The sequence below is a fragment of the Algoriphagus sp. genome (assembly GCF_024642405.1).
In the GTDB taxonomy this organism is placed as follows: Bacteria; Bacteroidota; Bacteroidia; order Cytophagales; family Cyclobacteriaceae; genus Algoriphagus.
Genome location: NZ_JAHEBC010000054.1, coordinates 1 through 19,120 on the forward strand (window position 1 = coordinate 1; position 19,120 = coordinate 19,120).

General features: G+C 36.6%; 12 protein-coding genes and 1 pseudogene. 4 read left to right on the forward strand and 9 right to left on the reverse strand.

The window, feature by feature from the left end; all coding sequences use genetic code 11:
- The 4 genes and pseudogenes from Q0L68_RS06395 to Q0L68_RS06410 all read right to left on the reverse strand — a co-directional run.
- A pseudogene (locus Q0L68_RS06395) lies at nt 1-1,838 on the reverse strand (DUF1736 domain-containing protein); the annotation flags it as partial.
- A gap of 82 nt (nt 1,839-1,920) precedes the next feature.
- A complete protein-coding gene (locus tag Q0L68_RS06400; protein WP_296700914.1) occupies nt 1,921-2,454 on the reverse strand; it encodes a GNAT family N-acetyltransferase in 534 nt (177 codons plus the stop codon).
- Nucleotides 2,441-3,055 carry a hypothetical protein gene (locus tag Q0L68_RS06405; RefSeq protein ID WP_296700916.1) on the reverse strand — a complete coding sequence of 205 codons (615 nt, stop codon included), beginning with the start codon at nt 3,053-3,055 and terminating at the stop codon, nt 2,441-2,443. The genes Q0L68_RS06400 and Q0L68_RS06405 overlap by 14 nt, the downstream gene beginning before the upstream one ends.
- Nucleotides 3,056-3,355: 300 nt before the next feature.
- Nucleotides 3,356-4,123, reverse strand: a complete 768-nt coding sequence (locus Q0L68_RS06410) for a hypothetical protein (RefSeq protein ID WP_296700918.1) — start codon at nt 4,121-4,123, stop codon at nt 3,356-3,358.
- Nucleotides 4,124-4,494: 371 nt separating this feature from the next.
- On the opposite strand from Q0L68_RS06410, the gene Q0L68_RS06415 reads away from it, so the two are divergent.
- The 4 genes from Q0L68_RS06415 to Q0L68_RS06430 all read left to right on the forward strand — a co-directional run bounded on the left by Q0L68_RS06415 (nt 4,495) and on the right by Q0L68_RS06430 (nt 10,297).
- Nucleotides 4,495-6,516: an alpha/beta fold hydrolase gene (locus Q0L68_RS06415; protein WP_296700919.1), complete on the forward strand. Its 2,022-nt coding sequence runs from the start codon at nt 4,495-4,497 to the stop codon at nt 6,514-6,516.
- Between the two features lie 94 nt (nt 6,517-6,610).
- Nucleotides 6,611-7,696: an alpha/beta hydrolase gene (locus Q0L68_RS06420; RefSeq protein WP_296700921.1), complete on the forward strand. Its 1,086-nt coding sequence runs from the start codon at nt 6,611-6,613 to the stop codon at nt 7,694-7,696.
- 488 nt (nt 7,697-8,184) lie between these two features.
- Complete coding sequence (locus Q0L68_RS06425; protein WP_296700923.1) at nt 8,185-8,745, forward strand: Crp/Fnr family transcriptional regulator; 561 nt, start codon at nt 8,185-8,187, stop codon at nt 8,743-8,745.
- 61 nt (nt 8,746-8,806) lie between these two features.
- Entirely contained in the window at nt 8,807-10,297 is a 1,491-nt protein-coding gene (locus tag Q0L68_RS06430) for an alpha/beta hydrolase (protein ID WP_296700925.1), read from the forward strand.
- Between the two features lie 127 nt (nt 10,298-10,424).
- Here the strand turns inward: Q0L68_RS06430 and Q0L68_RS06435 are convergent, their stop codons facing one another.
- The 5 genes from Q0L68_RS06435 to Q0L68_RS06455 all read right to left on the reverse strand — a co-directional run.
- Complete coding sequence (locus Q0L68_RS06435) at nt 10,425-11,519, reverse strand: phosphoglyceromutase (protein WP_296700928.1); 1,095 nt, start codon at nt 11,517-11,519, stop codon at nt 10,425-10,427.
- An 18-nt stretch (nt 11,520-11,537) separates the two neighbouring features.
- The gene (locus Q0L68_RS06440) at nt 11,538-12,698 is read right to left on the reverse strand and encodes an efflux RND transporter periplasmic adaptor subunit (RefSeq protein WP_296700931.1); all 1,161 of its coding nucleotides are present in this window, start codon (nt 12,696-12,698) and stop codon (nt 11,538-11,540) included.
- Nucleotides 12,698-17,035 (reverse strand): CusA/CzcA family heavy metal efflux RND transporter, encoded by a 4,338-nt coding sequence (locus tag Q0L68_RS06445; protein ID WP_296700933.1) that lies wholly within the window; start codon nt 17,033-17,035, stop codon nt 12,698-12,700. The genes Q0L68_RS06440 and Q0L68_RS06445 overlap by 1 nt, the downstream gene beginning before the upstream one ends.
- A gap of 89 nt (nt 17,036-17,124) precedes the next feature.
- Nucleotides 17,125-18,489, reverse strand: a complete 1,365-nt coding sequence (locus Q0L68_RS06450; RefSeq protein ID WP_296700935.1) for a HAMP domain-containing sensor histidine kinase — start codon at nt 18,487-18,489, stop codon at nt 17,125-17,127.
- Nucleotides 18,486-19,120, reverse strand: a 635-nt coding sequence (locus tag Q0L68_RS06455; protein ID WP_296700937.1) for a response regulator transcription factor, incomplete at its 5' end; no start/stop codon positions are given. The genes Q0L68_RS06455 and Q0L68_RS06450, both read right to left, overlap by 4 nt.

Genomic DNA, 19,120 nt, shown 5'->3' on the forward strand with positions numbered 1-19,120 from the left:
TCTACAGAAAAATCGTCGTCTTCTGATCTGAAACTTTCGGCTTTTTCCAAATCTCCTAACTCGGTATATAGATAAGCCAAATTTTTATTCAACTCTGAATCTTCGGTTATTTCCAATGCTTTTTCAAAAGCAACAATTGCATTTTTGTTCTCATTTAATCGCATATAGGTCAACCCAAGATTCTTGTATGTAGGGAAAAAGTCCGGTTTATCGGTATTAAGACTCTCTAAATACAGTCGTTTAGCCTTTTCAAAATCTCCATTTTCATACGAGATTGCGGCTAATTTAAACTTGCTGAAATGATTTTTAGGTTGTTTTTTGATACTCTCTTCCAATACTTCAATTGCTCTTGTAGTATCTCCGACTCCTAAGAGCACTTCGGCAAGAGGTGCTAAATATTGTGAAACCGGTGCATCTTTCCCCAAAATCCTATATGCTTCATCAAATTGCTCGACAGAACTTGCATAAAGTATTTTAGCAGAATCCATCGAAGTTGACTTGGTTCTAGCTGCTTCCAATCTTAGTTCCTCAGCATACATCACATGGGTTCTCCAACTTTTTGGAGCTGTCTTCACCCCCGAAGATGATAGCGTTAAGGCATTTTCCCAAACTTTTGCTCTGTCCATGGTTTTCCAAGAAAATGCAAGCAGAATAGGAGCTAAAACAACAATCGAAAGAATTTCAAGTTTTTCGATTTTAAAAAGGAGCAGTGTTCTATAAAGCCCATAAACGATTAAAATGCTAAATGCTAATGAAGGGATAAATAAAAACCGTTCCCCTAGATTTGAACCAATTGTAAGTGAAGGAGTAAGATTGGCAAAAATCGAAAAAGTAGCTAGGTAAAATAGTATCCCAAAGCTTAATATGCTTCTAGCTTTAAAACCTTTAATCGCTACATAAATCAAACCTAAAAAAACACCTAAACTCAACCAAACCAATGGGTTTTTAAATGTTTGAACATTAATCTGGCTAAATGAATAATCCCAAGAAAGCGGATGCGGAAATACTAAAAGTTTCAGGTATTGCAGATAAATATAAAGGTTAGTGGCTAAACGCTCACCTCCATTTAAGCCATATAAGACAGAGTTGATTTTAGAGTCATAAACAGTGGCAGCTTTATCTAAAACAATGGCTCTACAAAGCATGTAAAGAATTACGGGGATCAAAAATGGAAAAACCGATTTGATACTTTCCCAAAATACTTTCCTTTGAAAGAAGTACGCAATTAAAAAGACAAGGGCCAATAAAGTAATGGTCTCTTCTTTTGAGATTAAGGAAAAAAAGAATAATACCCCAATCAGTAATTTTCTAATTATCGTGAGTCGATTCTCACTTTTAAACCAAAGTAAAATTGCAGAAAAAGCAAAGATTGAAGCAAAAAGTGTGTCTCTACTTTTTACAGAAGCAACCACCTCGGTATGAATTGGGTGGACAGCATATAATGCCAGAATTAATATCGGGATGAAGAAGGGAAATGCCTTTTTTTGTGACAGTTCGACTAAAAGCATCCCTAGAATTACGAGAAGAGAAAAGTACAAGATGACATTCAAAATATGCCCATTTGACGCATCAAATTCTCCGAAAATTTGATACTCAACGGCGAAAGTCAACAGAGTAAAAGGTCTGTAGATACTGGTATTTACAGGGTTTATCTCAATGAAATTCATAGAGCCGTATTTAAATAACTCGGCCCATTCTGACAATCCTTTTAATGTAACACGATTGAAATAGGCATAAATACCATCATCCCCAGTATAACCATAATTGATTGTTTGAAGGTATAAACCAGCCCCCAAGAAGGAAATAATCAAGATCCAAAAGATTGGTTTTTGCTTCATTCTAAATTTTTAAATGAATCGGAAAATAAAAATAAAATTCAAAAGTAAGAATTCCAGCTTTTCAAAATTGGTTTCTGAAATTTCAAATAACCAGTTTCTTCATCAACCAATCGGTTTGTATCTCATCTCCAAAAGGAAATGGGTGGGTACTGAATTTTTCGAAACCATTCTTTTGGTAAAAGCGAATTGCTCTAGGGTTATGTTCCCAAACCCCCAGCCACACATATTTTAACCCTTTTTGTTTTGCAAAAGCAAAAGCTTTATCCAATAATTCTTTACCCAAACCAAAACCAATATATTCTTGCAGAACATAGAGTCTTGCTATTTCAAGACTTTCTGGATCATGAATATCTGTTTGAGCGGGCACTAAATTTAGTTTGGTGTAGCCAATAATCTCCTTATTAATTTCGGCGATATAGAAAGTGGATGCTGGTACGGGTAGCTCCCTCTTAAATTGATCAATGGTAAATGCCTCATCCAAATAAGATTCTACATTTTCCAATTTATTGTTTGCGGTAAAAGCTTGCAGAAAGGACTTTTTTGCCATCTCCACCAATGGATTCAAATCTTCCTCCAATGCCTCCCTGATTTTTACACTCTGCTTATTTATTTGCACGATTTAATTTTTTAAGTGCCTGATCAATCTGAGAAAGAGGAAAATCACCCAAAATCGCACGGTATTCCCCACTAGGATGAAGAACTACAAAACTTTTGCAAGGATAGGGATACTTAAAAAACTCCTTTTCAAAAACTCCTTCCGGGTCGACTTCCCAGTTCATGATTGAAGAATATTTTTCAAGCCCAACCGGATTTTTATAAAGATAAATTGGAGATGCCGCATTCCCTTTTTCAGCCCATTTCTTCAAACTTTTATCAGCTTTTTCCATAGCATCTATATCAAAATCTCTACTATTTGAATTGCATTCGTCAGGACCTGGATAAAAAATAACTATTAATGATTTTCCTTCAGAAAAGGCAGAACTATTTCCAGTCTTTTCATAAAAAACTAATGGTTCATCAACTTTCCCGAACGGCATTCGAAATATCAAAACCATCTCCCCTTCCTTATCACTTGGTACGCCAAAATAAGGTCCATTCAAAATTTGCTCTTCAAACTGAGTTTTTGTAATTCTTCCTCCTAGTTCATTCCGGTAAGAAGTTTGGGCTACCGAGGATATCCCTATTAAAATAAAGCTAAGGCAAAACCATAATTTCATACTTTTTGCTTGAGTACAAGAAATTAAACAACCAATCTTCATTGGGTGCGAATATACCTGAAATATACTTTCGACATCTTCTCTTTTCTGAAATCAAATCGGAGTAGCCAAGTTTTTAATTTTAAAAAACATTGAAAATGGATGATGAAAAAAGCTGTACGATTTTTCAAAATTTCACTTATTAGTCAAATCGAAAATATTTAAAAACGTGAAATTTAAGTTTAGAAGATGAGTTATGTTAAAGCTTTAGACTCCGAAATGCAAAGTTGAAGTCATTAATTTTAATCCCTATTAAATCGACTATCTGCCTAACTCTAAATCTAATAGTTCCAAAATCGTATTCAAATCCTCCATTAATGGATCGTAATGATTAGTCTTGGTCGCCTCGCTCGTCAAAATAAAAATCAGAACATTATTCTCAAATCTTCTAGAATCCAAAATCCCCAAATTACTATGGAAGGAAGTTGGGCCTGGAATTTCCAATGCCTGACTCACCCCTGTTTGATCAAGGATCGTTTGGATGCTAAAATCATCACCGCGAGATAAATCCAATACCCTTTCTCTTTGTACGCCTAATTCCGTCTCTTGCCTTTTGATATCTTCCAAGGTAGAGATCCAAGTGGTAAGTTGCTTTCTCAGTTCCACGCTGGAGATCGTTTTCAGACTTCCTGAATTTATCATTTCATTCAAAAGAGAGTTGTTTGAATTGAAAGAGATATCATTGGAAAAAGTATTTAAAAACAACTCAGAAAGCCTCTGCTCTGTGATTTCTTGCTGCTCATCATGCATGTACCTCAAAATTTCTTTGGCTCCATCCAGATTTTTTTGATTCACTGCGATTAATTCGGTCAATTTCGATTTACTTACCTGAAACTCAAACCTCAGGCCTTTTAAATAATTCAGTTCGTTGTCAGCTTGAATTCTGTTGAGATTGGCATTGTTCAGAGCCAAGGCAATCAAAATCCCAATCACCACTAATACAATTTCTCCCAATGCATAAATCAAGTATTTACTTAATCTATTTTCCTGAATCAGGTTCTGGCGGATTTTTCTAAAAAATTTGATCATGTGAATTTTCTCAATTTATGATTCTTCGACAAATTATAAAAATCTAAAAAGGATGTAGAAAGCACTCGCTGTTTATAAAACAATTCTAAAAGTTTAGCCTTGTTTCTCTATGATTTTTAAAAGTGCAAGAGTATTCATTTGCTAATAGAAATAAAGGAATTTTTATTGTATCGAACCACAACTCAGCGAATTAAACCTTATTTTTTAAAGCAAAAAAATCCAAAGCCCGCATAATGTTATCAGCGAAATCCTTATTTTAGTCTGTATAACACCAAATATTTTTATTAATAATGTTGGTATAATCGCAATACACTTGTGATGAGGCTTCGGTTTATACAACCAATATGTGCCATTTTAGAGTGTTACTAATTATGAAAAAAGCTTTAAAATTTTTTAAGTGGTTTTTCCTATCTATCATTGGATTAGTAGGGGTTGCTTTAATTGTCCTTTTTATTATCGGCATACCTAAACCTGGAACTTTTATAACTAAAAATGTTCCTAAAATCGGAATTGGCAACGCATTTTCGATGCTTCCTCACTTATCCAATATTAATTTTTTTATATTATTTGGTTTTGATAATAGCCAAAACTTGTTGTTCGGTAAACCCAGTGGCTTTTATGTGGCTAATGTAGAAAATAACTCAATTGAATCATTCCAAGGAGCACTCCCTTTTGTAGCTTATGGTAGTTCTGCCCAAAGACTAAAGGACAGTAACACTTTTCTTTACTTAAATGTAAAAAATGCCGAAGAAGACAGGGATTTACTACAATTCAACACAGAAACTGGAGAGCGTGAAACCCTATTTGTTGGTAATTCGTCGGTTACCAGTTTTGGGATTTCACCTGATAACTCGATTTTACTGGTCTATAATGAAGACCACGAATCGTCTGTTAATACACTCTATAAAATGTCATTAAATAATGACAGTGTACCGCAAGCACTTTGTACGTTTAAAGGTCTTGTTGAAGTGCAAGGATTTGATCTCAACATGGAAAATGCATATGTACTTCAATCCTATAGCGAAAAAGACGGAAAATTATATAGAGTAAACCTTGAAACAGGAGAAGCTGAACTAGAATTTGAAGAGGAAGGTGAATCTAAGTTCTATCATGGAATCCAATTTACTTGGTATGCAAGGCATAAGCGATTTTTACAAACCAAAAGCGATTCTATTGCCTACTATGTCCGTACCGGCTCCTCAGGCCTTTCCAAAGAGTTTTCAGTTATTTGGGAATACAATAAAAATACGAAAAGTCTAACTCAAATTTCTCCAGAGCTAAAAGGAGACATTGGCCATATAGCCCTAACCGCAGACGAGCGCTATTTAGTTTATCTTTTCATGCACAAAGGCTATTCACAAATCCACGCTTACGACAGAGTGGAAAAAAAGAATTTTATCCTATATAATGATACCGAAAATCCCGTAGCCTTAATGGGAAATATCCCTTTCCTTTTACATCCTGATCAGAATAAAGTTTATTTCTCAAAGTATTCGATGAGTAGTAAAGAATTATGTCAAGTGGATATTGAAAATTCATCTCTTGAAATAATTGATCCCGACCCTTCAGCTCCGAATGACACTGATATAACTTTTGGGGAGTTTACATATCCCACAACAGAATCTAGCATTGGATTAATGAATGGTATTCATTCATTCATTTACAAGCCAAAACAACCAAAAACCGAAAAACTTCCTGTCTTTATAATCTTTCACGGGGGGCCAGATTCCCATGATATTCCATATAATGCCGGAATGGAAGGTTTTGTAGCTCCATTTGTAGATGACTTTGCTGTGATAACTCCGAACTACCGAGGGTCAACAGGATATGGGATGACTTTTGAAAAGGCTGATGACCAACAAAATAGAGGTAAACAAATTGAAGATGTAAAAGCACTCGTCGATTGGATAAAAACTCAGGAAGACCTTGATGATCAAAAAATAGTTTTAATGGGTGTCTCTTGGGGAGGTTTTATGACCATGGCATCCTTGGCTAAATATCCAGATTTATTCCTCGGTGGTATAAGCATGAATGGGGCAACCTTGAATCCCGGCGCACCGAGAGAAGCAGGACTGCTCGTTGGTTGGGATGAAGCCGAAATTGGGGATAGATCTGATCCGGATATAAATGCAACAATCAAACAGGTTTCGCCTGTGACAAATGCAAAATCCATATCAAAACCATTATTATTGATTCAAGCTGAAAGAGACGCAAGAGTATCTGTCGAATCGGCGAGAAAAATTGTGAAAGCATTGGAAGCTAAACCCGAAAATAAGCTATGGTATATTGAGGCTTCTGAAGCCGGGCATATGAGTGGTGTATCAAATCCCTTAGAAGGAATTTATCTTTTTTCAACAATGAAGCAGTTTGTGGATGAATTAATTGACAATTAAGCAGCTCACAAAAATGTTTATATCGCATTGAAATGCCCTTTATACTACCTTTTCGAAAAAAATTATTAGAGTTATGATAGTAATCAAGAAAATTATGAAATGGTTACTTTATGTTCTTAGCAGCATTTTAGTATTAATATTAGTATTACTGCTCGTCATCAGAATCAACAGTTCTGGGATTGAAGAACCATTTTTAGACAATGATGGAAACGTGCTTCCTAACAGTATAGCGTACCATGAAGACATGGTTATCAATGGCGCCCCTCAAAGGGTCACAATAAGAGGGAAGGATATAAATAATCCTGTTCTGTTAAGGGTTATAGGTGGACCTGGTGCTTTTCACACTCCTGCTGCCAATAAAGTTTTAGGAGTAGACTTAGAAGATCTCTTTACAGTTTGTTATTGGGACCAAAGGGGTGCAGGCCCCGCCTATGACAATAGCATTCCCGATTCAACGATTACACTTGAACAAATAGTAGAAGACGGCTTGGACGTGACAAAGTTTTTGATTCAAAAATTCAACAAGGATAAAATCTATATTGAAGGTATGTCTTGGGGAACCACTGTAAGCGCCTATATGGTGCAGAAAAAACCTGAATTATTCAAAGCCTATATAGGAATTGGGCAAATGGCAAACCAACCTCTTTCAGAACAAATGTCATTTGATTTTGCAATGGGGGAAGCACAAAAACACAACGATCAAGAATCTATCGAGGCATTAAATAAAATTGGAAGACCTCCGTACCCTCATATGACTAATGTTGAAATGGCTGAGGCTTGTGATGTGGAGCGTGAAGTTGTTTATAAATACGCGATTTCAAGTTTTTCTCCGAGTTTCAAGGAATTAAGTGGCGTTTTACTGGACAATGGTGCGGCCTTCAAAGAGAAATATGCTTTCTTTCAGTACTATGGAACCGTTTACCCCGCCTATAACATTTTATGGCCGACATGCTTTAATATCAACCTAATTCGTGATGTTCCAGAATGGAAAATTCCAGTTTATATTATGCAGGGAGATAATGACCATTCGACGGAGACTTCCCTTGCAAAAGCATATTTTGATACTTTAAAAGCGCCTCTTAAAAAGTGGTTCTTATTTGAAAATGCAACGCATGAAGTATTATTAGAATACCCTGAAAAATATCGTTCAATTTATATTGCTGAAGTACTCAGGAATTAATACTGCCAAAATAATTTGGGAATTTAATAATGATTTCTATGGCTGTTCCAAAATCATCTTATCTGCTTGAAGCCCGATGTTAACTTCAAAATACGTAATGGTTTATGTGTAATTTAAAAAATCAACTTTTTATTTTTCAGAATCTATAATTATCCTCCCTAGGTTTCATCCAGAGGCTTAAGGTAGTTATTAACTTCATTAAGAAATAAACGCCCACGACTTCATTTATTTTTTTATTTGCATTTTAAAAAGGTAGTGCTTTGGAAATGAAGTAAATAATACAACGAGGCTAAAATTTTTATTAGTATCATTTTTATCTTAATGAGCGTATCCGGCGTATTTGCTCAATCAAATCAAGATGAAATTGAGCAGTCTATTCAGCAAAAAGTGAAGGATTATTTTATTCAATTTAAAAAGTAGTTTCAAAAAAAATAGGAGGAAGATGATTCTTTGAAAAAATCTGAATAGAAATAAGCTTATTTAAGCTCATGAAAGAAGTTCTACAATCTCACATATCCTTATCAGAATCACTGTATCAGGTCTTTCTTGATGCCTCCAAGAAACTTGAAGCAAAAAAAGGTGAGATCCTGTTTTTTCCTCAGCAGGGAAATAAAAGAATTCTTTTTATCGAAAAAGGGCTTTTGAGGGGGTATAAAATTATCGACGGAAAAGATTACACCCATCATTTTTATACTGAAAATTGGTTTGCCACGGACTTTGAAAGTTTTCTTACAAATCAATCCGGCCAGTTGTATATCGAGGCTATGACAGATGTGAGCTATTATGAATTCCAAAAGGAAACCCTACTTCAACTTTACCGATCCCATCATGAATTGGAAAGACTCGGAAGAATTATTGCCGAAAAAGCCTTTCTCGCTACAGTCCAAAAACTAACCGATATTCAAACCTTAGATTTGAAAAGCAGGTACCAGCAACTGATATTAAAAAATCAGGAGTTATTTCTAAAAGTCCCCCAAAAATACATCGCTTCCTATCTTGGAGTTTCAGAACAAAGCCTTAGTCGAATTAAAAATTCTTTGATTTCTTAACATTTGTGAATGTTTGGAGCAATGAAAACTCTTTCCTTTGTGTCTTTCTTTAAATTCCCTTATGTACGCTATTTTCTCGCTTATCACTTTGCTACTGAACCTGTTCTTTGAACCTTCTCATACAGAAACTGCCAAAGAATTTATCCCTACTTTTTCCATTTCCCAAAATCCAACCCATTCTATCCCAAAGGGTCAGGAATATACTTTTGGCTACTTGGAAGTACTGGAAAACCGAAGCAGCAACAGCCAGAAAACAATAAAAATCCCAGTTTATATTTTCAAAAGCCGAAATCCCAATCCAAAAAAAGATCCAATCATTTATACCGTGGGAGGCCCCGGTTCCACCACCATGCCTTCTGCTCAATACATGAACTCCTATCAATATTTAGATGATCGTGATTTTATTTTGGTGGAACAAAGGGGGAACTATTATGCGCAACCCCATTTGGATTGTCCTGAATGGTCCAAGGCGATTTATCAATCCAATCTACCGGGCTTCGATCTAAGCCTATCCGACAGTCTCTTTGCTGCTGCGGCAAAATCCTGCAAGGACAGATTATTGGCAAAAAACATTGATCTGAATGGATACAATACCAATGAAATCGCAGCAGACATCAACGACCTTGTAAAGGTGTTGGGAATTAAAGAATATAATCTTTTGACAATTTCTTATAGTACTAAAATTGTCCAGGTCTTAATGCGAGATTATCCAGAGCGAATCAGATCGGTGGTTATGGACTCCCCTCTTCCTTTGGAAGTTAATTATGAAGAAGAAAGTGTCGGAAACCTGTTGCAGTCCTTACATCAAACACTTTCGGATTGTGAAGAAAATGAAAACTGCAACCAAGCTTTCCCTAACCTTAAAAAAGATTTTTTACGTTTTCTACGAGATAAAACAGAAGATCCTTTAGTCATTGCAGTAACAAATCCTATGAATGGAGAAGAGGAAATTTTCCATCTGAAAGGAGCGGATTTGATCACTGTTTTTTCCTCGGCCTCTACCGCAGATGTTCCTAATATCCCCCTGGAAATCCACAAATTATTGGCTGGTGATTTGAGTACAGTGAAAGAGCAACTTTCTAATTTATTGGAAGGACCAGGGAGCGGTTCTGGATTAGGAATGAGACTATCAGTTTGGTGTGCTGAAGAAAGTCCCTTCAATTCCAGAGAGGCCATCGAATTGGAGAAAACAAAATATCCAGAAGTAGCTGGATTATCTCCAGAAGTTTTCACAGCCGAAATCTGTGTTATTTGGGGAGTTCAAAAAGTAGCTGAAAAGGAAAACCAAGCCATAAAAAGTGATATTCCTGTACTCTTAATCAGCGGTGAATATGACCATGAAACCCCTGTGAAATGGGCGGTGGCTTTGAAGCATAACCTGTCAAATCAGTACCATTTAATCTTTAAAGGCTGGAAACATACCCCTACAACCAACTGGGCAAATCCATGTGCTATGCAAGCAGCAAATGATTTTTTTAATAATCCAAGTTCCAAACCAAGTCCTCCTTGTTTTGAACAAATTAAAACTCCAAATTTTAATACGGGATCATGAAAGGTTATCTATCAGAACTTCCAAAAAAAATGCTCCTCTAATTGTAAAAGAAGCATTTGTAAGTTTTTAATTAGTTCGGATTTATTTTTAGAGAGATTAAGGTTCAAGTAATTTCCCAATATTAATTTCATTTCACCATCTCCATAATCATAGGAGCAGCTTTTTCATCTGGATATTCCAATCCCAAAAGTTTAAAAACTGTTCTTGCTACCATAGCAGATTGCCATTGACCTTTTGTTTTCATTTCTCCCAATGCGGGTGTGTCCGGTCCAATCGCTGCTAACCATATTTCTCCTGCATTATGAATTGAAGAACCATGACCTCTCCAACTGGTTTTGGTAGTACCACGACCATGATCCACTCCAATGATCAAGGTTGTCTTGTCCTTGTACTGAGGGTCAGATTGGATAAAATCCCAAATTTCTTTGATATAAGCATCCGTTTGCTTGGCCGACCAAATGTATTGATCATAATGGTTTTCATGTGCCCAGTCATCAGTCTCTCCATAAGAGATATAAAGAACTTTTGGCTTTTTAGTCTTCAAAGCCTCCATCGCATAGTGATGCGTAAATGGATCTAATCTTACCCCTCCCCAAGGACCTCGGATTTCATCCTGCATCCGATTAAGCAATTCTTCTTTTTCTGTGAGGACCTCGCCTTTCGCCTTTGCAAAACCAGCATTTACCGGAATACCACTTCTTGTTTCATTGATGATATAAGGAAATACATCCCAAGATCCAAAAGCCAAAACCTTACCTTTATATGCAGGAATTTCATTCAAATGCTCCAGCATAGTTTTGTTTGGGTTGTTTATCTTATCATTACTGGTAATCCGCTTATCATCTGCAAATCCACTCAAAATCTCATTATAACCTGGATAAGAAAACCACATCGTATTTTGGTTATTCACAAAGTTACCATAAGCCCGATTACCATAAATCTGTCCCTCTTTGGCCAGAGTATTCCAAAAAAATGGAAACAATTTTTCCCTTCGAACTAATGGGTCCACATCCCAAAAATCATCTAATAAGGAACCAGGAGTTTCTATCATACCCGTATCATCTACCAGCAAAGAATCAGCTCCGGTAAAGACCTCCTGCCATCTCATACCATCAAGGGTAATTAGGATCACATTTTCGGTTTTGTATTCCTGAGCAAATGTTAACCAATTCAGGTAAAAAAGCCCGATGGAGAAAAATAGCGTAAACTTTATGATTTTCATATCCTTGATTTTTCAGATTTAAGGTAGCAAGGTAAATGCACCTTTCACAAGAATCTTAGAATTTTCATCCAAATTTTGGGTTGGATAGATTTCGACCAATTCATCATTTTGCCTTCCCAATTGCACTTCTACTTTTCTAAGCTGAAAGCTGTCATTGTTTATGGTACTTTGAACCAAAACATATGGAATTCCATCTGAGGTAACAATTGCTGAAGAAGGTAAGGACCAACTCTCTTTTGGTTCCAATTTGATTTTTGCTTCCAAAAACATTCCAGGCACCAATTTATTTTCCAGACTTTCATCTAATAAGTGCGCATGAATTGGGACAAACCTTTGTTCACTAATTGCTTTTCCAACCACATGAACTTCGGCAACAAATTCCTGACCTGGCATATCCGGCATCGTGAAACTTACCATTTGTCCTTCTTTCACATTCACTGCGTCTTTTTCAAAAACACTCAATTCTATATGCATATGCTCTGTATTGATCAGTGTGGCAGCTTTTGAGGCTGAGGGCAAGAAGGCTCCAGGAACAGTAAAAATTGCTTCGACAAATCCTGAAATTGGAGAAATGATAGGGACTTTGGCTTGAATAGTTTCAGCAGTTAGATTATCGGTATTAACATGAATCATCCCCAATTGCTTTTTAAGGCTTTCAGACCTTGCCAAAGTGCTTTTATATTCTGACTCGGCTTTTAAATATCCTTTTTGAGAGGCAATTTTCTCAGCATATAAGGTCTTTTGTCTATCAAACTCCTCCTTCAAATAGTTGAGTTGACTGGAAGCTTCTAAATAATCTTGCTGCAACTTCACAAACTCAGGACTTTCTAAATAGAAAAGAATCTCTCCTTTTCTGATTTGCTGCCCTTCTATCAGTTTTAATCCGCTTACATAACCTCCGTAAAAAGGGGTGATATCCTGCAAACCCTCGACAGGAATCTTTATCTCACCTTGTACTTTCACCTCTTGGGAGAAAGTTTTTAATACAAGCTCTCCCCATTTCATATCCATCGCATCAAATTGAGCTTGGGTAAGAACGATTTGATCGGAATCAGTCTCTAAAGATTTAACTTCGATAGAATCCCCATTTTCATCTGATTTTGAATTGCATCCGACTAGTAATGCAAAGCCCAAAACGATGCTAAGGATTGCATGAATTTTTGATTTTATAGCTTCCATCAGTTGATGAGATAATTTATTTCTAAAATATTGATTTGGTAATTGTACCTGCTTTGTAAATACTGAAGTGTGATATTCATGGAATTCTCCATTAGCTGCACGAATTGAAGAAAGTCAATTTCTCCTTCTTGATAAGATCGCTGCGCCTGCTCCATCAATTGAGTAGCAAGTTCTTTTCCTTCTTCTTGGTAATAGCGAATTACTTCGGAGTTTTGATCTAGCTTATATTGAGTTTGATTGTATTTGGAATTCAAATTATTCTCGTAGCTCATTGCCTCTAATTCCATCATCCCTTTTTGAAATTCACTCGCTCTGACTTGAGATTTTTGGGCTCCAAAAAACAAGGGAACAGTTATTCCTCCATGAATTCCAGGATAGACTTTAGAATTAGGGTAATTGTTAGATCCTCTAAAAACATCAATTTGTATATCAGGCAAAAGCTTCCTTTTTTCAACCTGAACTTTATGATCTGCTTGAATTAAGGCATTTTGATAATAATTCACTCCTGGATGAGATTCCGCTTCAAAGGTAATTTCCTCCTCTATCTCTAATTCAGTAGGTACTATCTGTAAGTCGTCTTGCCAGTTCAATTGAGTTTTCAAATCCTCAATTGCCACCCGGTAATTTTGATTTGCCTCTGTTAATTTTAAAGCAATTTCTCTTTGTTTTCCGGATGCTGTCAATTTTTCCAAATAGTTGGTTTCTCCTAATTCAAACCTTCTATTTGAAGCTGAAGCAAAGGCTTTGTACAAACTATCCAATTTTGAATAATGTGTCTCTACTTCTTTCCAATGCACTGCCGTGATATAAACCTTGCTTACTTGTCCTTTGAGTGTTCGTTCCTGAAGATTCAATTGATTCTCAAGCATTGCTACTTGATCTTCCAAAACATTTTTTTGGGCTGAATACAAAGAAGGAAATGCCATACTTTGGCTTATTCCCCATTTGTTGTTTGCAAAACCATTCTCGGCAATATCATTTTCGTCACGGGAAAAATAGATAAGCGTTTTAGAAACATCCCAGCCTGCACCTGTCCTTACGGTTGCTGCTTCAAGTCCCTTAGAAGCTGCTTGGTAATTCAGGTTTTGCTCCATTGCAATAGTTAAAGCCTCATCTAATGTGATTATCCTTGATTGATCTTGAGCATAAACTAAAGACCCATTTCCAAGTAAAAAGAGAATAAAAATACTTAAACCAACTTTTTTTACTTTGGAAAAAGAAAGCTTAGCACCCCCTTTGAACAACACATAAAGTACTGGAAGAACTACCAAAGTTAAAACTGTTGCTGAAATCAGACCTCCGATTACCACCGTTGCCAGTGGTCTTTGAACTTCTGCTCCAGCGGAACCGGAAACAGCCATTGGCAAAAACCCCAAAGCTGCTGCTGAAGCGGTCAACAATACAGGCCTAAGTCTCTCTTTGGCACCAATGAGTACCAACTGTTTTATGTCAGAAAATTTTGATTCCATAGATTTAAAATGTTCTATCAATACAATCCCATTCAGTACTGCAATACCGAATAAGGCTATAAAACCAACTCCAGCAGAAATACTAAAAGGTAAATCTCTTATCCAAAGAAGAAGAACCCCTCCTATAGCAGAAAGAGGGATAGCTGAATAAATCATCAGAGCATCCTTTGCCGAAGAAAACGCGAAATACAACATGACAAATATCAAGAACAGAGCAATTGGAACTGCTATCATCAGCCTGTCTCTTGCTTGTTGGAGATTTTCGAATTGTCCACCATAATCTACTCTATACCCTTCAGGGATATTTATCTGAGTTCGGACAATTTCCTGAATATCATCCACCACGGATTGAAGATCTCGATTTCTCACATTCACTCCTACCACAATTCTTCGCTGTGTATCGTCTCTAGAAATCTTTGCAGGACCTTTCGTATAGGAGATTTTTGCCAATTCACCCAGTGGAACACTTCCTCCATTGGGAAGTAAAATTGATGCTTGCTCAAGATTTGAAATATCCTTTCTAAAATCTTGATCAAACCTAACCACAAGATCAAACTGCCTTTCACCTTCGAAAACAGTACCTGCGGTGGCTCCAGCAAATCCCATCGTCACGATATCGTTAAGCTCTGAAATATTCAATCCATACTTGGCAATTTTGCTTCGATTATATTCGATCTTCATCTGAGGCAACCCATCTACTTTCTCAATCGTGATATCTGCAGCCCCTTCCACTCCTTGAATTGCTGCTTCAATTTCCTCCCCAGTTTTGAGCAATTGATCTAAATCCTCTCCAAAAACTTTTATGGCCAAATCAGCCCTTACCCCGGTTATAAGTTCATTGAATCTCATTTCAATTGGCTGAGTAAACTCAAAATCCAATCCTGGAATAATACTTAATGCTTCTTTGAACTTATCAGCTAATTCATCTTTGGTCTCTACAGTGGTCCATTGGTCAGGTGGAATCAACGTTACAATAACATCAGTTTCCTCCATTGACATAGGATCAGTTGGAATTTCAGCAGCACCTATTCTAGTCACCACTTGATTTACCTCAGGAAATTTCTTTAAGATTTTTTCAATTTGGGTCATTGTTTCCACTGTATTGGTCAAGGTTGTTCCTGTCTTCAATACTGGTTGAATTACAAAATCTCCCTCATCCAATGTTGGTACAAATTCTGACCCCATAGTCGAAAACAGAAACACCGTTGCAACAAGCAAAGTAACTGCTGCTCCCAATATAATTTTAGTGTTGTCGAGAGCCCATTTAATGGTAGGTTCGTATACCTTATTTATATTCCTAATCAGAATAGTAGAAATATTTTTTGGCCCAAGAGGTGTCGTTTTCAGAAATATAGATGAAACCACTGGCACATAAGTCAAACCTAAAATCATTGCGCCAATCAAAGCAAAACTGAATACTTCTGCCATTGGCCTAAACATTTTACCTTCTACTCCTGAAAGTGATAGGATAGGAATAAAAACAATAATGATGATGATCTGACCAAAAATGGCCGAATGCATCATTTTAGAGGCTCCCTGAAAAGTTACCTTATCCTTTTCCTTTTGTATATCAATCTTGTTAAGACCAGCGAAATTATGATGTAACTGGGTAAATCTGAATGCAATAAATTCTACTATAATTACAGCTCCATCAATGATGATCCCAAAGTCAATGGCTCCCAAACTCATCAGGTTGGCATCTACCCCAAAAATGTACATCATGGAAAGAGCAAAAAGTAAACTCAGTGGGATTACAGAGGCAACCACCAATCCAGAACGAAGATTTCCCAAAAGTAAAACCACTACAAATACCACAATCAAACAACCTTCAATCAAGTTCTTAGAGATTGTTGCAGTAGTTCTCCCTACTAATTCAGATCTATCCAGAAAACCATTGATAACAATTCCTTCCGGCAAACTCAGCTTCATTTCTTCAAGGCGCTCTTTTACCCGGTCTATGGTGGCTTTCGAATCTGCTCCTTTAAGCATCATTACCTGACCAAGAACTTTTTCACCTTCCCCATTTCCAGTGATTGCTCCAAAGCGATTTGCATGGCCAAATTTCACCTCAGCTAAATCTCTTATGTAAACAGGAGTGCCATTTCTTGATTCTACTACGATATCTCCAATATCTTCTAAACTAGTCACTAACCCTTCTCCTCTGATGAAGAAACTCTCATTGGTTTTTTCGATATATCCTCCTCCGGCAATTGAGTTGTTTTGCTGCAATGCCAGAAACACCTCGGACAAATCAATTCTCATCCCTTTCAATCTTTCAGGATTGATTGAAACTTCGTATTGCTTCAAAAAGCCTCCCCAAGTATTGACTTCTACCACCCCTTCAATTCCAGACAATTGCCTTCTTACAATCCAGTCTTGAATTGTCCTCAAATCTGTGATTGAATATTGATTTTCATAACCAGGCTCTACATCTACCACATATTGATAAATTTCTCCCAAACCCGTCGTGATTGGCCCCATGAAGGGTTGTCCAAATCCCTGCGGAATACTTTCTTGGGCAATCTTTATTCTTTCAGCTATCAACTGCCTTGGCAGGTATGTTCCCAAGTCATCCTCAAAGACGATAGTTACCACTGAAAGTCCAAACTTGGAAACTGAGCGGATTTCTTTAACCCCAGGAAGATTTGCCATTTCTAGCTCGACTGGATAGGTCAAATACTTCTCTACATCTTCCGTTGCTAGGTTTCTCGAAGTAGTAATTACCTGAACTTGATTATTGGTAACATCCGGAACAGCTCCAATTGGAAGATTCATCAATGAATAAATTCCAAATCCAATCCATGCAATGATGATAAGAAAAATGATGAGCTTATTATTTATGCTCCAGTTAATAATTTTGTCCAACATAGAATCAACTAGTTATCCAACAAAAATCCACAATTAAAAAGAGAGTGGGCTTATTAAAATCTTAAGATTACCTTAAATATGGAAGATGGTTAGAATCCAAGACGAAAGGTACTTCCATGTCCAATTTCACTGGATACACTCACATCTATTCCACTTTCCTGTGCGAGTTTTTTGACTATTGCTAAACCTAATCCAGTACCAGGAATCAGTTTTTCAAGAGCGGATTGGTCTCTAAAAAAAGGATCAAAAATTTTATTAATAGAGTCTTCACCAATCCCTTGCCCCTGATCATTTACAAAAATGATAGGTTTACCATTTTCATATTTTACTTCCAGATCGATTGTACCTTCAGAATATTTAATAGCATTATGAATTAAATTATTCATAATCATCTGAAGTGATTTTTCACTCACTTTCACAAATAAAGGGATTGACTCTTGGGTATGAAAATGAATCTCTCTGCCAGTTTCTCTTTGAATCTGCTCTGCAACTTCCTCTACAAATGACAAAATCTCAACCTCATCCTTTGGTGAAATAGCTCCTTTTTCAACCCTTGCCAAAGCCAACAATTGATCAATCATAGAGGACATCCTGTCTATGCTAGATAAAGCTGTTTGAATCTTACTTACATACTCCTCCGAAGTTCTAGGCTTCCTGATCAAAACTTCCAAAGTACCCCGCAAAACTGATAAAGGCGTTCTCAATTCATGTGAAGCATCCGAAGTAAATTGCTTTTCGCGGATCATAGATAACTCCAAGCGGTTCAAGAGCTCATTAATCGATTTGGTCAATTGACCAATTTCATCTTCTTGATCCAATACCGGAACTCTTTCATCCAAACTGCTCTGCGTAATCTGATTGGTTTTTGCAATAATTTTCTGAATAGGTTGAATGCTTTTTCCTGCAACAAACCTCATCGTAAAAAACAGAGAAATCAAAATCCCAGGATAAAGAAGAAGTAAAATATTCCTAAGATTATTTAAAAGTTCACGGGCATCTTCAAAGGAAGTCGCCACTAAAAGATAACCTTCTTCCTTTCCTTCATATTTCAAAAGCATTTGCTTTTGCCTCAGTTCCTGATCTCCAATTTTAATGGTCCAAGCACCTTCTTTAGATTTCCAATCCGGATGAAATGTCAATCTATTGGAGCCAAGATTTGGAGATTTATCCATTGAATTACCCTCAAGATCGACAATCTCAATAAAAATTGGATTCAGCTGAATTTCTTGATGTTCCTGTTCTTGCCATTCATCCTTATGAACGAATTTTATCTCTCCATTTGCCAAAAAAATCTGACCAACATGCTTATTGGTCTCAATCTCTAATTCCCGATCTATATTATCTACCACTGTAAAGTCTACGACCAGGTAGATTATACCAAAAACCAGCATCACCAATAAAGCAGTGACAAAGGTTAATCTTTTCGCTATTTTCGCTTTGTAAGACTGTTTCATTTTTCCTTGGCCATATATCCTACCCCTCTTACTGTTTGAATGTAATCTTCTTCTTTTTGAAGATCCAATTTCTTTCTTAATGAATTGATAAAAACATCAATTACACCAGTATTGTATTCAAAATGTATATCCCAAACACTCTCAATGATCCTTGTTCTTCTACAAACTTTGTTCTTATTTCTTAACAAATATTCCAACAAAGCAAATTCCTTTTGGGTCAGTTGAATTTCTACTCCATCTTTATAAACCTGATGTCTATCTGTAAATAATTCAATAGGACCCAAGGTAAATTTCTCATGTTCTCCTACTTTAGATCTCAACTGAACTCTGATTCTCTCTAATAATTCTTCAAAATGGAAAGGTTTTTTGATGTAATCATTTGCTCCTGACTGTAATCCAAAAATCGTCTCATCAACTGTATCTTTCGCAGTCAAGAAAATGATTGGGGTAGTTGGAAATTCTTTTCGGAATTGCCTCATTATCTCGATTCCACTCATGCCTGGAAGCATCCAGTCTAACAGAATTAGTTCATAATTCCCGGTAAGTGCTAATTCTAAACCTCTTCTCCCATTCTCCGCAACGTCAACCGCATATGCTTCTTCTTCCAATCCTTGTTTTAAAAAATTGGATA